This window comes from Pseudoduganella danionis (genome assembly GCF_009720775.1).
GTDB lineage: Bacteria > Pseudomonadota > Gammaproteobacteria > Burkholderiales > Burkholderiaceae_D > Rugamonas > Rugamonas danionis.
Genome location: NZ_WNKW01000001.1, coordinates 595652 through 608798, shown reverse-complemented (window position 1 = coordinate 608798; position 13147 = coordinate 595652). Strand labels below are relative to the sequence as shown.

The 13147-nt window shown below is 55.9% G+C and carries 14 protein-coding genes and 1 tRNA gene; 3 read left to right on the top strand and 12 right to left on the bottom strand.

Going from position 1 to position 13147, the window contains the following annotated elements; genetic code table 11:
- Positions 1-716: 716 nt before the first annotated feature.
- A complete protein-coding gene (locus GM655_RS02670; RefSeq protein ID WP_155433070.1) occupies positions 717-899 on the top strand; it encodes a hypothetical protein in 183 nt (60 codons plus the stop codon).
- A gap of 54 nt (positions 900-953) precedes the next feature.
- Entirely contained in the window at positions 954-1229 is a 276-nt protein-coding gene (locus GM655_RS02665) for a hypothetical protein (RefSeq protein WP_155433069.1), read from the top strand.
- A gap of 39 nt (positions 1230-1268) precedes the next feature.
- Here the strand turns inward: GM655_RS02665 and GM655_RS02660 are convergent, their stop codons facing one another.
- The 9 genes from GM655_RS02660 to pepN all read right to left on the bottom strand — a co-directional run bounded on the left by GM655_RS02660 (position 1269) and on the right by pepN (position 9616).
- Positions 1269-1739 (bottom strand): hypothetical protein, encoded by a 471-nt coding sequence (locus GM655_RS02660; protein ID WP_155433068.1) that lies wholly within the window; start codon positions 1737-1739, stop codon positions 1269-1271.
- Positions 1740-2358: 619 nt separating this feature from the next.
- Complete coding sequence (locus GM655_RS22715) at positions 2359-2832, bottom strand: DNA-primase RepB domain-containing protein (RefSeq protein ID WP_196308690.1); 474 nt, start codon at positions 2830-2832, stop codon at positions 2359-2361.
- The gene (locus GM655_RS22710) at positions 2829-3329 is read right to left on the bottom strand and encodes an IncQ-type mobilization protein MobB (RefSeq protein ID WP_196308689.1); all 501 of its coding nucleotides are present in this window, start codon (positions 3327-3329) and stop codon (positions 2829-2831) included. The genes GM655_RS22715 and GM655_RS22710 overlap by 4 nt, the downstream gene beginning before the upstream one ends.
- A 434-nt stretch (positions 3330-3763) precedes the next feature.
- The gene (locus GM655_RS02650; RefSeq protein WP_155433066.1) at positions 3764-4084 is read right to left on the bottom strand and encodes a hypothetical protein; all 321 of its coding nucleotides are present in this window, start codon (positions 4082-4084) and stop codon (positions 3764-3766) included.
- 1 nt (position 4085) lies between these two features.
- Positions 4086-4730: a hypothetical protein gene (locus GM655_RS02645; protein WP_229632343.1), complete on the bottom strand. Its 645-nt coding sequence runs from the start codon at positions 4728-4730 to the stop codon at positions 4086-4088.
- Positions 4672-5277, bottom strand: coding sequence for a PAAR domain-containing protein (locus GM655_RS02640; protein ID WP_155433065.1), 606 nt, complete (start codon positions 5275-5277; stop codon positions 4672-4674). Before GM655_RS02640 ends, GM655_RS02645 begins: the two co-directional genes overlap by 59 nt.
- 468 nt (positions 5278-5745) lie before the next feature.
- Positions 5746-5821 (bottom strand) — tRNA-Thr (locus GM655_RS02635).
- 106 nt (positions 5822-5927) lie between these two features.
- A complete protein-coding gene (locus GM655_RS02630; protein WP_155433064.1) occupies positions 5928-6929 on the bottom strand; it encodes a class 1 fructose-bisphosphatase in 1002 nt (333 codons plus the stop codon).
- A 23-nt stretch (positions 6930-6952) separates the two neighbouring features.
- A complete protein-coding gene (gene pepN, locus GM655_RS02625; protein ID WP_155433063.1) occupies positions 6953-9616 on the bottom strand; it encodes an aminopeptidase N in 2664 nt (887 codons plus the stop codon).
- Positions 9617-9816: 200 nt separating this feature from the next.
- Here pepN and GM655_RS02620 point away from each other — a divergent pair, with 200 nt between their 5' ends.
- A complete protein-coding gene (locus GM655_RS02620; RefSeq protein WP_155433062.1) occupies positions 9817-10491 on the top strand; it encodes a DUF4136 domain-containing protein in 675 nt (224 codons plus the stop codon).
- Between the two features lie 116 nt (positions 10492-10607).
- On the opposite strand, the gene GM655_RS02615 is transcribed toward GM655_RS02620, so the two are convergent.
- Genes GM655_RS02615 through GM655_RS02605 form a run of 3 tightly spaced genes read right to left on the bottom strand, consistent with a single transcriptional unit; the run spans position 10608 to position 12940 of the window.
- On the bottom strand, positions 10608-11582 hold the full coding sequence (locus GM655_RS02615; RefSeq protein WP_155433061.1) for a quinone oxidoreductase family protein: 975 nt from the start codon (positions 11580-11582) through the stop codon (positions 10608-10610).
- A gap of 50 nt (positions 11583-11632) precedes the next feature.
- Positions 11633-12019 (bottom strand): methylglyoxal synthase, encoded by a 387-nt coding sequence (locus GM655_RS02610; RefSeq protein WP_155433060.1) that lies wholly within the window; start codon positions 12017-12019, stop codon positions 11633-11635.
- Between the two features lie 12 nt (positions 12020-12031).
- Positions 12032-12940: a DMT family transporter gene (locus GM655_RS02605; protein WP_155433059.1), complete on the bottom strand. Its 909-nt coding sequence runs from the start codon at positions 12938-12940 to the stop codon at positions 12032-12034.
- Positions 12941-13147: the final 207 nt, after the last annotated feature.

Below are 13147 nucleotides of genomic sequence, written 5' to 3'. Positions count from 1 at the left end.
CTATGAAAAATCGCTGCGGGACCAGCATTTGTCCCTCCTTGGTCCCTCAAGCGGGCACATGTTCGCCAGTATGGTTCCTGAGTTGCGCTCAGGAACCATTTTGCGTCTTTCCGCGTGTGTTAGACACGAGTCCAGACAGGGAGTTCACAAAAAAAAACTGAAACACACCAAAAGTGAGAATTTGTGAATATTTCATTTATCTTAAATGCTAACCTTTAGTGTTGACTCCGCCTTCGGAACAGAACGTACATTCTCAAGCATACTCAGAACATCAACTACATAGGAGTGACTCTCTTGAAGCAAATATTCCGTACTGTGACACACCCACATGGGTGGAGCGGATTAGCAGACTATGAGATTCGCAATGATGGAAAGATTTATCGCTCAGTAACGCATCCCGATGGCTGGAGCGCACTGCCAGATTATGAGTTTCGGGCCGATGGCAAGATCTACAGGACCGTAATGCATCCTCAGGGCTGGAGCGCTCTAGCGGACTATGAAGTCCGATCTGACGGTAGGATCTACCGCACTATCACTCATCCAGCCGGCTTCGGCGGTCTTCCTGATTACGAGTTCCGATAATTTTTAATCCGGCAAAACATTCATAAGCCGGGACTGACGAGGGCTAAGTCGGAATTTCCTGCAATGATGCCGCAAACAGAAAACAACTGTAAGTTCCCGACCGCCACTACAACGATTAATAAAGTGGAGTAAATATGCTGACGTTCGTTTTGGTCGCTTTAATGGTCGCGGCTGGATTATATTTCTTTGCAAAGAAAACAAATGATGACGTCTATTTTGGTGGAAGAGCAGCAACTGCTACGATCGATATGTTTGACTTTATGCAGAAGCCCTACAAGGAGTTGCGGTCAGTCACCGAGAAAGCAATATTTCACTAACTAGTGCAACGTCCGTGGCGAGAGTCTGACGTGTGGTTCCAGGGGCTGATCAATATGAAAGCAACCGCTGATGCAGGAGAAATGGGCGAAAGTGAACGGCAATACGTAGAAGCAATGCACCGGAGCATGATTGGTGATCTGCCGCTTGATATATTTGCTCGACTGATTGGCTTCCCGCCCCAAATTAGATCAAGTGCAAGCGCAGACTATGCTCGTTGGTCGAAATTTCACCAAGCATTTGTCACGTCAAATCCAAATGCAAGTGTAGGGGATTTTGTTGCAGAATCTTCGAAAGCAGCTGCTAGAGCTTACTGCGCATTTAGCAAATGAGAGCCTGTATCGACGATTTTCAAATGGTTTGCTCGCCAGTTAATGCCGAACATTCACCTCAATCTTTACCAGTAGGATAAGGCCTAAAGTGAGCCTGTCGAGGATAACGCTACTACATGCTGAAAGTGCTAACCAACGCTTTATATCCGTGTTTGGAGGCTCTCGCGCTTGGTGGCCGCTCCTGCGTTTCAGGATGAGTATCGGGCTTAAAACAATAGCTTCTTGTTGTAGCGGGCGGACTTGCGCCATCAACATTGCAAGAACCCAAGCGCTCGATCGCGCTGGCTTAGAATTGTCACCGATCAAAATCTGCGCTGCCTCGTCGAGACGCAAATGCACGTATTTAGAGGCAATGATGGAGCCGTTGAGACTCATCTTACGGATCACGAACGGATCAGCGAAAAGCATTTCTAGAAGAGCCTGCGCGTAAGCACACCCATCATCATCGAGGGCGATGAGCTGACGATCCAGCGGGGACAGGTTTTCGAACAGTTCTAGTTGTTCAGCCATGATTCTTGCGGGTGCCCTAGTTGTGTTACCTCTTAGGCATGCGTCCTGCACGCATTCCTCAGGTGGGAGGATGAACCTCCAGGGTGCGGGATAAGTTAGATTACGAAACTATTTTTTGTTTTTTTCATCGGCATTCCTTGACGGCGACTTAAAGCATCTGAGAACTAACTGACAAACTGTCGTAACGAGAAGCTTAATCAGTAGATTTTTGGTGTTAGTGTAGTTTTGTTCTGTGAGTGATCCAATCAATTCATAGTAAAGCCATCCATTGAGAAAGGCATGCTCCTTAAAATAGTTAAAAATATTCCGGACGCGAGCCGACTTTTCTTGCAATTGCTGCTTGTGCTTCATGTGCCTCCAATTTTTTAAGATTGGAGGTCGTTTCCTATCTACGCACGCCGGACACAACAGGACCGGCCATTCCATTTTACAGTTGGTTTGCTGTTGGATGAAAAAAGCCGCTCCCAATTAAGGTGTTTCTAATACGCAGTGCTTTTCTATCGACGATGGTTAACGATCAAATCCGCGAGAGCGACCACTATCCGACTTAGCTGGACTTAAAGACCGCTTCCTCGCGCTATCTAATCTTTCAACCGCCAGTCTTACCGCAGGGGCAACCCTACCTTCCGACGACTTGAGCAACGCAAATGGGTGTCGCCCCCCCACTAAGCTGTACCTGCTGGTTCGTAAAACCTGCCAGCCGTCCATCTGCGCGATCGGTAGCCTTAATTCCAGCGCGCTCAAAATCCTTGAATACTTCCTGCTTAACCTGATAACGCAAGTTATCTACTACCGGCACGTTCGATAACTTCAACCATGCCTGATATTGCCCTGTTCCTGTTTCAATCACTACAGCAGGCAAGTATTCTCTTTCGTTCAACGCCTGTAGTTGCGCAGCACTCAAACCACCCAGAACGATCAGGTTATGCTCCCCTGATGGCCGTATCCAAACATCGTAGCCACGTGCATTCATATGCTTCAGCCAACCGATGTTCTGCATCACCTTGTCCTGATCCCAATCGCGCTCTTCCTGCTTGCCTAGCTTCGCATCAATCAAGGTCACAACAAAGCGCTGACAACCCATGGCCATCATTTGCCTTTGCGCTGCAATTGCGCTGCGATCTCCGGCTTTAACAACTGGGCGATTTCCTTCGGATCCAGTGTGTTCTGTATGACCGGTGCTGGTGCCAGCCAAAGCCACAATGCGCTCGCCAGCAGTCCACTCATCACCCCGGCTACCATCACCATCAGGTAGTGGATGATTTCCATCTGACGCCCTGCCCGCTCCATCCTCTGCGCTGCCCGTTCCGCTGCTGCTGCCGCGCTTTGCCAAGCCTGTATCGTCTCCTCGACTTGCTTCGCGAATTGCTCGCTCTGCGTCTGGTTGTACTGGCTGGTCTTGGCCAGACTGTCCCTCGTCTCGTCCGTCAATGTGGCCATCGCCTGCGCTAGTGGCTCGATGATCTGCGCTAGTTGCTCCGCGCTGCTGATCTTCGCCTGACGCAATGCCTCGATCTGCTGATTGAGGGCGTTCAATCTTGAAGCGTTCGATGCACTCGCTAGCTGCCTCGCCATCTCGCTCTTTGTCATAGCTCACCCCACGTTTCGCAATCCCCGAAGCGCTGTATCCTTTTCCAAGATCGCTGCCCTTCATCATCACACCATCGAGCAGGTACGACAGGCCCGACATTCTCCGACCCGCTAGCTGAATGACGGGGAGTAGTTCCACACCCACAGCATGCAAGCGCTCTGCGTAAAGGCTGAAGCTTCCGCAATCACTGGCAGCCGCATCACACAGCTCTTGCAGGCGCTGACGCGTCGACGGCACACCTGTACGCACCCCCTCTTCAATCTCGCCCTTGGTCGGTGCATGCCGTAAGGCGGCTTTGGAAGGCGCCAGTTGCTGTAAGCCGAAATCGCGCTCGATGGCAGCTAAACTCTCGGAGGCTGACGAGCATCTAGCAATTTCGTGGTGATTCAGCTCTCTCCCCTCCACGCCACGCCAACTATCCCTCACGCCGCTTTCAATTCGGATTCACCTTTTCAGGATGTGGCTCGATTTCATCTTCATAATCGCGCAATCGCGAGATGATGCTCTCATCCTTCGCATACTTCAGTCTTAAACTGGCAAGAGCCTTGTCACTTCCTTTGCACGATGTATTGAGATGCCGGATTACTTCCTTCATTCTTCGCTTCTCAGAGGGATCGGGTATCTCCCCTCGAAAGTGATCACAATCATCTCTCTTTGCGATAAAGGATTGCACATCCTTAGGAAACTGGGGAATCGCAATGGCAGGTGACACCACAAAGCCGAATAAAATTGCTGTGATCAATTGGCTTTTCATACTACGCTCCGGTGTCTGACCAATGCGGTTTATCGTCTCCGCCTCGGTTATATTTAATCACTCCATAGGCTTCACCAACCCGATGAAGTTCTAGGTTCATTCCAGTTCTAGGCTCTCTCAGGATATGCACGGTATTTCCCTCCGCCGACTGAATAGTCAAAGGGCCATTCCAGCGTATTGACATGTCGACAGCGCGACCTGCGGTATGGCGTGAAGTTAAAGCTGGAGCAATACCAAGTCCATCTATCCCATAGGCTCTTGTCATAGCCTTTGCTGCGTCGACTGAGGGTAAATGCAAATATTCCCCATCTTCAGATTGATGATCCCATTGAATATTAACTCCTCCCATTGCAGGTACTTTGCGTGGATCTTTTTCTGCCTTCGCAATCAGCCATGCCCAGTGCATCAAATAGGCACGTTCAATTGGACGGAAAGTAGCTGATATTGTTACGACAGCGCCAGCACTTCTAAGAGCTTCGACAAATGCGCTCGCATAGTCCCTGAAGGGGGCGCTTAACTCTTTCAGCGATGCGCTACCTGGAAATCTGGTAACCCATTGCGGGCCGCTCAGCTCAAGCTTAACGATCTTAGCAATCGCAGGCGTCTGATCCGTTGCAGAGGTAAGCTTGTGCTGAGTCTTCGTCATAGTATGGCGCCTCCAGAATTGCCATTTCCGGCTGATCACTGTAGATGTGCTGCGTCTTACCGCCCATGTCGCTCTTCCCCTTAACCACTCTGCCTGATTCGAGCGTAATTTTGTATGGAACACCTGCGAGGGATTCACCAGTATCCTTATCCTGAAGAACAAAGAACAGATCGTAATTAGGGACTGAGGATGCTGGAGCATGCGAACCGCTGGGCGACACAGTATCCGCTAATCTACTAGACATTCCAGCGGAAGCTGTGCCACCAATCATCTGATACCGCAAGCATTGGTTTGCAACAAGTCGAGGCGGTACAGCGCAACCACAAATGCAAAGGTCATGTTCCAGTGCAACCTTCCTTTCATTCCAAGTTTCACTAATACGCGGTTCAACGCATTTGATTTTCCCTTTCGAATTGCATACTGGGCAGAATATCGGATCGCCTTCCAATGCAATATTTTTCCGATTGATACTGCCATGAGCACTCGCCATAAGAACAGTGCCACCGGCTGTGGTAGGTGCTCCAAGCGTAATGATGTGACGCTTCATGATCTAGTTCCTATTCACTATGAATAACAACCGTCCTTATGCCGAACGCTATTATTAAGCTGTGAATTTCCGAATGCTTGAGAACGCACAAGAAAATAATATTTATCGGGAACTCGTAATCGCACGCGTGGGACTATTCTGTCGCCACGGCTGGCGAAGGACTCATCTATGCAAAGATCAAAACGTCAGCGAACCAATTCACGGAGAATCTCGATTTAACACGAATACTCTGGGAGGTTGTGAAGTGAAGAGCGCGCTCATTTTTTTGCTATCAGCCTAGCAATGACATCGACGCTTGACGCAGCTGAATGAGTGAAGGTCTGCGATGTCGGCAGCGCAAAAAGGCAGCGCGTGACGCACTGCCTTCGGCGAAGGGCTTCGAAGTTATTCAACTAAACCGCCCGAGAAAACCCGCGCAGAAAAGGAAAAAGCCTGCTACTCCGTGAGGAATAGCAGGCTTTATGATCCTGGTGCCGCTTGCCGGAATCGAACTGGCGACCTTTTCATTACGAATGAACTGCTCTACCGACTGAGCTAAAGCGGCTGGGTCGCATATTCTAACAAATAATTCTTGTAGCGCGCTAGTCCCAAATCGAAAAATTTACAGCGCGCTAAGGAAAACTCGTCAGAACCCGCGAAAAACCGTGGTTTTAGGCTTGATGGTAGCTGGTGACGACGGCCACTTCATCACGCGAACCGAGGAATACCGGCACGCGCTGGTGCAGCTTGTGCGGCTGGATTTCCATGATGCGCTGCTTGCCATCGGTCGCTGCGCCACCGGCCTGCTCGACGATGAAGGCCATAGGATTGGCTTCATACATCAGGCGCAGTTTGCCCGGCATCGAGGTATCACGCAGATCGGCCGGATACATGAACACGCCGCCGCGGTTCAGGATACGGTGCACGTCGGCCACCATCGATGCGATCCAGCGCATATTGAAGTTGGTACCGCGCGGGCCCGTTTCGCCGGCCAGCAGTTCGTCGATGTAACGCTTGACGGGCGGGTGCCAGTGACGCGCGTTCGACATATTGATGGCGAATTCCTTGGTCTTGGCAGGAATCTGCATATTGCGCTGGGTGAGTACCCACGAACCCATTTCGCGGTCCAGCGTGAAGCAGTTCACGCCATTGCCGGTGGTGAGTACCAGCATGGTCTGCGGGCCGTACACGGCGTAACCTGCGGCCACTTGCTGGGTGCCCGGCTGCATGAAGTCCGCTTCGGTCGGCTGGCCCATGCCTTCCGGTGCCTTCAGCACGGAGAAGATGGTACCGATCGAAACGTTGACGTCGATGTTGGAAGAGCCGTCCAGTGGATCGAACAGCAGCATGTATTCGCCCTTAGGATAGCGGTTAGGAATCGGGTGGATGGATTCCATTTCTTCCGATGCCATGGCTGCCAGATGGCCGCCCCACTCGTTAGCTTCCAGCAGAATTTCGTTGGAGATGATGTCCAGCTTCTTCTGCACTTCACCCTGGATGTTTTCCGCTTCGGCAGTGCCCAGCACTTCGCCCAGCGCGCCTTTACCTACGGCGTGGCTGATGGTTTTGCAGGCGCGCGCCACTACTTCGATCAGCAGGCGCAGTTCGGCCGGAATCGAATTGTGCTGGCGTTGTTCTTCCACCAGATATTGAGTAAGGCTGATACGTTTCATGAGTACCCTTGGTTTGGTTTGAATTAGTTAGCCAGTGCTTTGCTGACGACTTCCTGTACGTCGTTCGACAGCTTGTTCTGGGCGGCGACCTGTTCCAGCGCCTGCTTCATTTTTTCCTGCAGCGCCGGTGCGTAACGGCGCCAGCGATCCATGCTGCGTGCCAGACGTGCGGCCACCTGCGGGTTGATGCCGTCAAGCTGAATTACCAGCTCGGCCCAGAAGGCATAGGCGCTGCCATCAGCGGCGTGGAACTGGGCCGGATTGCCGTTGGTGAAATTGAAGATCAGGCTGCGTGCGCGGTTAGGATTTTTCAGCGTGAAGGCTGGATGCTGCATTAGCTTGCGCACGGCAGCCACATTGGTGGCCGGCGCTGCAGCCTGCATGGCGAACCATTTGTCCACCACCAGCGCTTCGTTCTCGAAGTCCTGATAGAACGCCTGCAGATACGGCGCCGCATCGCCACCACTGTGAATCAGCGCGACCAGTGCTGCAGCGCGGTCGGTCATATTGCTGGCGTTGTCGAACTGCTGCTGCGCCACTTTCAGCTCGGCCGCTTCGGGCGCCACCAGCAGATAGGACAGGCACAGGTTTTTCAGCGCGCGCTTGCCGGCCGACAGCGCATCGGGGCTGTAGGCGCCGGGCGTCTGGTTGGCGTGGTATTGCGCCAGCAGTTCGGTTTTCAGGGCTGCGCCTATGGTACGGCGCATGAACTGGCGCGCCGTGTGGATGGCTTGCGGGTCCACCACTTCCATCTGCTCGGCGATGATGGTTTCCGATGGCAGGATCAGCGCCAGTTCGCGGAAGGCCGGATCGAGCGACTCGTCCACCAGCAGCGCGCGCTGGGCTTCGATGAAAGTGCTATCGAGCTTGAGCACCGCGGCATCGCCATGCGCCGTGACCTGCGCCGTCAGCTTGAGCAGACGCTCCATGGCCAGACGCTGGCCCGCTTCCCAGCGGTTCACGGCATCGCTGTCATGACGGTACAGGTGCAGCAGTTCGTCATCCGTGTAATCGTGTTCGAGCACCACGGGTGCGGAGAAATCGCGCAGGATGGACGGGATAGGACGTTCATCCACGTTACGGAAGCGGAAAATCTGCTCCTGCTCTTTCAGTTCCAGCACTACGGTGGTGGCGTCTTTCGGATGGTCGCCGCCTTCCAGCAGCAGCGGCAGGTCCTTGCCATTCGCATCGAGCAGCCCCACTGCCACGGGAATGTGGAAGGGCAGCTTGTCCGGCTGGCCCGCCGTAGCCGGGCAGCGCTGGCTCAGGATGATGTCGAAATTGCGTTTGACGGCATCGTAGCGCGTGCGTGCCGACACTACCGGCGTGCCGGCCTGGCTGTACCAGCGCTCGAACTGGCGCAGGTCGCGGCCATTGGCATCGGCCATGGCGGCGCGGAAGTCGTCGCATTCCACGGCCTGCCCGTCGTGACGGGCGAAGTACAGATCCATGCCCTTGCGGAAGCCATCGCGGCCCAGCAGGGTCTGATACATGCGCACGACTTCTGCGCCTTTTTCGTACACGGTCACCGTGTAGAAGTTGTTGATCTCGACGAAAGAATCAGGCCGCACCGGATGGGCCATCGGGCCCGCATCTTCCGGGAACTGGGCCTGACGCAGCGTGCGCACCTGATCGATACGGGTGACGGCGCGGCCGCTGTCCGTGCCTATCATGTCGGCGCTGAATTCCTGATCGCGGAACACGGTCAGGCCTTCTTTCAGCGATAGCTGGAACCAGTCGCGGCAGGTCACGCGGTTGCCGGTCCAGTTGTGGAAATATTCGTGGCCCACTACGGCTTCGATGCCAGCGTAGTCGATATCGGTGGCTACGCGCGGGTTGGCCAGCACGAACTTGGTGTTGAAGATGTTCAGGCCCTTGTTTTCCATCGCGCCCATGTTGAAGTCGCCCACGGCGACGATCATGAAGCGGTCCAGATCCAGCTCAAGGCCGAAGCGTTCCTCATCCCAGCGGATCGAGTTCTTCAGCGACTGCATGGCGTAGTCGGTCTTGTCCAGATTGCCCTCTTCCACCCACACCTGCAGCAGCACTTCGCGACCCGACTTGAGTGTGTAGTGCTCTTCCTGACAGACCAGCCGCGCTGCCACCAGTGCAAACAGATAGGACGGCTTCTTGAACGGGTCTTCCCATTTGGCGTAGTGGCGGCCATCGTCCAGCTCACCCGATTCGATCAGGTTACCGTTGGACAGCAGCACCGGATAGCGCGCCTTGTCGGCCCGCAGCATCACCGTGTACTTGGCCATCACATCGGGACGGTCGGGGAAATAGGTAATGCGGCGGAAGCCTTCCGCTTCGCACTGGGTATAGAAGCTGCCGTTCGAGACATACAGGCCGGACAGCGAAGTATTCTGGATCGGCGTGCACAGGGTTTCGATTTCCAGCACCACCTGGGCCGGTGCGCGCGGTATGGTCAGCACCGAGCCGTCGATCTTGTATTCCGTCGGCGCAAGTGCGCGGCCGTTCAGGCGCAGCTCCACCAGATCCAGCTCTTCGCCGTGCAGCACGATGGAGCGGCTAGGACTGGCCGGATTGTGCTGCATGGTGATGCGGTTGGCGACGATGGTGCGGTCCGGATCGAGATCGAATCCCAGCTCCACTGTTTCCACCAGATAACTTGGGACGGTGTAATCTTTACGGTAGATGGTCGGTGGCGTGCTGTCTGGTCGCATGAAAATCCCGTGAAACGTGAGCAAAAGCCTATTTTACCAATACCAGCGCTGGCGGTCGCCTGAAATCCGGCAAGGGAAGCGCGGTGTACATGTCAGCTTTCCCGCCGGCCGTAACTTTCTGTAAGATTCGTGCAACGGTGCATAAGCCGTCATAAACTATCAGATGCACCCATCCGACCCACTTTTACCGAGGCTAAATCATGAAAAAAATCGCCCTCATCGCGACTGCCGCAGTTGTGCTGCTGAGTGGCTGCGCCACCACCTTGCGCAGCGACGTCACCTCGTTCAACGCCTGGAGCGCGGAAGCGCGCGACCAGAGCTATGCCTTCGAAGCGCCACAGGGTGCCGACGATACGCTGGAATACCGCAGCTACCAGTTGCTGGTGGCGCGTGAGCTGGACAAGCTGGGCCTGCATCAGGCGGCGGAGAAGCAGCCAGCGCAACTGTTAGTAGGAATGAAATTCAGCACCGTAGACCATCCCGTGCGCATACTGGAAGCGCAGGATCCGTTCATGGTCGGGCCTTACTGGGGTCCGGGCTGGGGCCGTTATGGCTGGGGCTATAGCCGTCTCGGCTACCGTCCGTATTTCTATGATCCGTTCGGCTATGGCGCGCCTGTCATGGTCACCGAGCGCATCAAACATGAGTACCAGCGCCAGCTGCGCATCACGATCAACGGCACGGATGGCCGCAAGCTGTACGACGTCACCGTCAACAACACCAGCCGCGTAGCCGCCACGCCGCAAGTGATGCCGGCACTGGTGCAGAGCGCCTTCACGGGCTTCCCCGGCCAGAACGGCGTACCGCGCCGGGTTGATCTGGAACTGAAACCACAGACGGAAACGGCGCCTGTGACGCCCGCCAAAGCGGGCTAAAGGCGGCTAAAGGTGGCTAAAAACGCGCTGCGCCAGCCGCCGCATACGGAGGTCAGCGCACAGCCGTCTGGCCAGCAAGCCACACCAAGCAGCCGGCCCTACCGGCTGCTTGGCGTTTACGGCAGCAGTATCGAGGAACCGGTAGTCTGGCGCGCTTCCAGCTCCGTATGGGCGCGTGCCACGTCGGCCAGTGCATAGCGCTGACGCACATCAATTTTGACTTCGCCACTAGCGACCACGCCGAACAGCGACTTGGCCGCCGTTTCCAGCTCGGCGCGGGTAGACATATACGCCATCAGCGAAGGCCGCGTGACAAACAGCGAGCCACGGTTAGCCAGTTCGCTCAGGCTGAACGGCTCCACCGGCCCCGATGCGTTGCCGAAGCTGACCATGGTGCCCAGCGGGCGCAGACAGTCGAGCGAACCGATGAAGGTATCCTTGCCAATCGAATCGTAGACGGCCGTTACCCCTTTGCCACCCGTGATCTCGCGCACGCGCGTGGTGAAGTTTTCCTTGTTGTAGTTGATGACGTGATGGGCGCCGTTGCGCGTGGCCAGTTCCGCCTTCTCATCCGAACCCACGGTGCCGATCAGCGTTACGCCGAGCAGCTTGGCCCACTGGCAGGCGATCAACCCTACTCCGCCGGCAGCCGCATGGAACAGAATGGTGTCGCCCGCCTTCAGCGCCACGGTGCGGTGGAACAGATACTGCACCGTCAGGCCTTGCAGCATCATCGCGGCGGCCGTGTCGAAGTCCACGTTATCGGGCAGCACCAGCAACTGCGAGGCTGGCATATTGCGCGCTTCGGCATAAGCGCCGATAGGACGGCCCGCATAGGCCACGCGATCGCCCACCTTCACCTCGGTGACACCCTCGCCGATAGCCTCCACCACACCGGCGCCTTCCATGCCCAGCCCACCGGGCAGCGGCTGCGCATACAGGCCGGTACGGAAATACACATCGATGAAATTGATGCCGATGGCGTGCTGGCGCACCTGCGCTTCGCCGGGACCGGGCGGGCCCAGTTCCACATCCACCAGCTCCATTACTTCGGGACCGCCCACGCGGTTAATGCGGATAACCTTGGTCATAACGCCTCCTGTACGCTTGTGCTTGAGGAAAGAGGAAAGTCTAGCGCCACTTAGCCGCGTGCAGCGCGCTGCTGCAGTTGCGACAGCACCAGATGGGCCGACGAGACATTGGTGGCGCATGGCGTGTTATGCACATCGCAGGCGCGCACCAGCGCATTGATGTCCGGTTCGTGCGGCTGTGGCGTCATCGGGTCGCGCAGGAAAATCACGCAATCGATGCCACCTTCCACCAGCATGGAGCCGATCTGCAAATCGCCACCGAAAGGCCCCGAATGCTTGCGGTCCACCGTCAGCCCCACTTCCTTGACCAGGCGGCCACCGGTGGTACCCGTGGCAGTCAATTCGCAGGTAGCCAGAAAATCCTTGTACTGGCTGGCCAGCGCAATCATGTCGTCTTTTTTCTTATCGTGGGCGATCAAGGCAATGCGGGTTTTCATCAGAGAGTTTTCCTATTTTTTTGATAAGAGATAGATCCCGGCCAGCACCAGTGCGGTGCCGCCCAGCTGCCAGGATGTGATGGGTTCGCCCAGCAGCAGCGCCCCCAGAAACAGCGTAGAAACCGGTCCGATCATACCAGCCTGCGAAGCCGTACCGGCACCGATGCGCTCCACTGCCGCCATGGTCATAAATACCGGCATGACAGTACACAGGATACCGTTGACCAGCGACAGCCCGTACACAGGCAGCGGCTGCAGCAGCCCCGTGACGGGGCGCAGCAGCAGGAACTGGCCCACGCAGGCCACGGTGGATACGCACATGGCATACGAAACGAGCCGCAGCGAACCAAGCCGGCGCACCATTTCGCCCGACAGCAGCAGGTAGACCGCATAGGCGGCGGCCGATCCCGTCACCAGCGTAGCCCCCAGCGCCACGTTGCGGTTGCCGCTATTGAGGTCATGCAGGAAGACGAACACGATGCCGCAATACGATAGCAGCAGCGCCAGCCACTGGCGCCGGCTGATGTGCTGCTTGAGCAGCGTAGAAGAAATCAAGAGGACAAACGTCGGCGTGAGGAACAGGATCAGGCGTTCCAGCCCAACCGAGATGTATTGCAGGCCGAGGAAGTCGAGGAAGCTGGACAGATAGTAGCCCACCAGTCCCAGCCCCAGCACGCGCCAGCGGTCAGCGCGCGACAGTGGCGCCTCGGTGCGCATCTTCCAGATCGCCACGGCCGCGAACACGGGCAGCGAGAACAGCATACGGAAAGCGATCAGCGTAACAGCATCGATCTGATAGCGATACAGCAGCTTGGCCACCACCGCCTTCGTCGAAAACAGCACAGCCCCGCCGACGGCGATACCGAGCCCGCCCAGATAGGCGGCACGCGCCGCAGCGCCATCCTTGATCCCTTTATCCATACAGCAATTGTAAAGGCAAATCAAAAACGGGGTCAGGTCGGGCAAAGTGCAGGGGTCAGGTCGGGCATTTGTGCAGACTCAGCCAGCTGCACTGGGGGCAGACCATACACGGGCAGGTCGGGCCTTCGTACTGGCCAGGCCATGAAAGGTAACGAGCCGCAACTTGCCCGTTTGCCCGACCTGACCCCTGCACTTTGCCCGACCTGA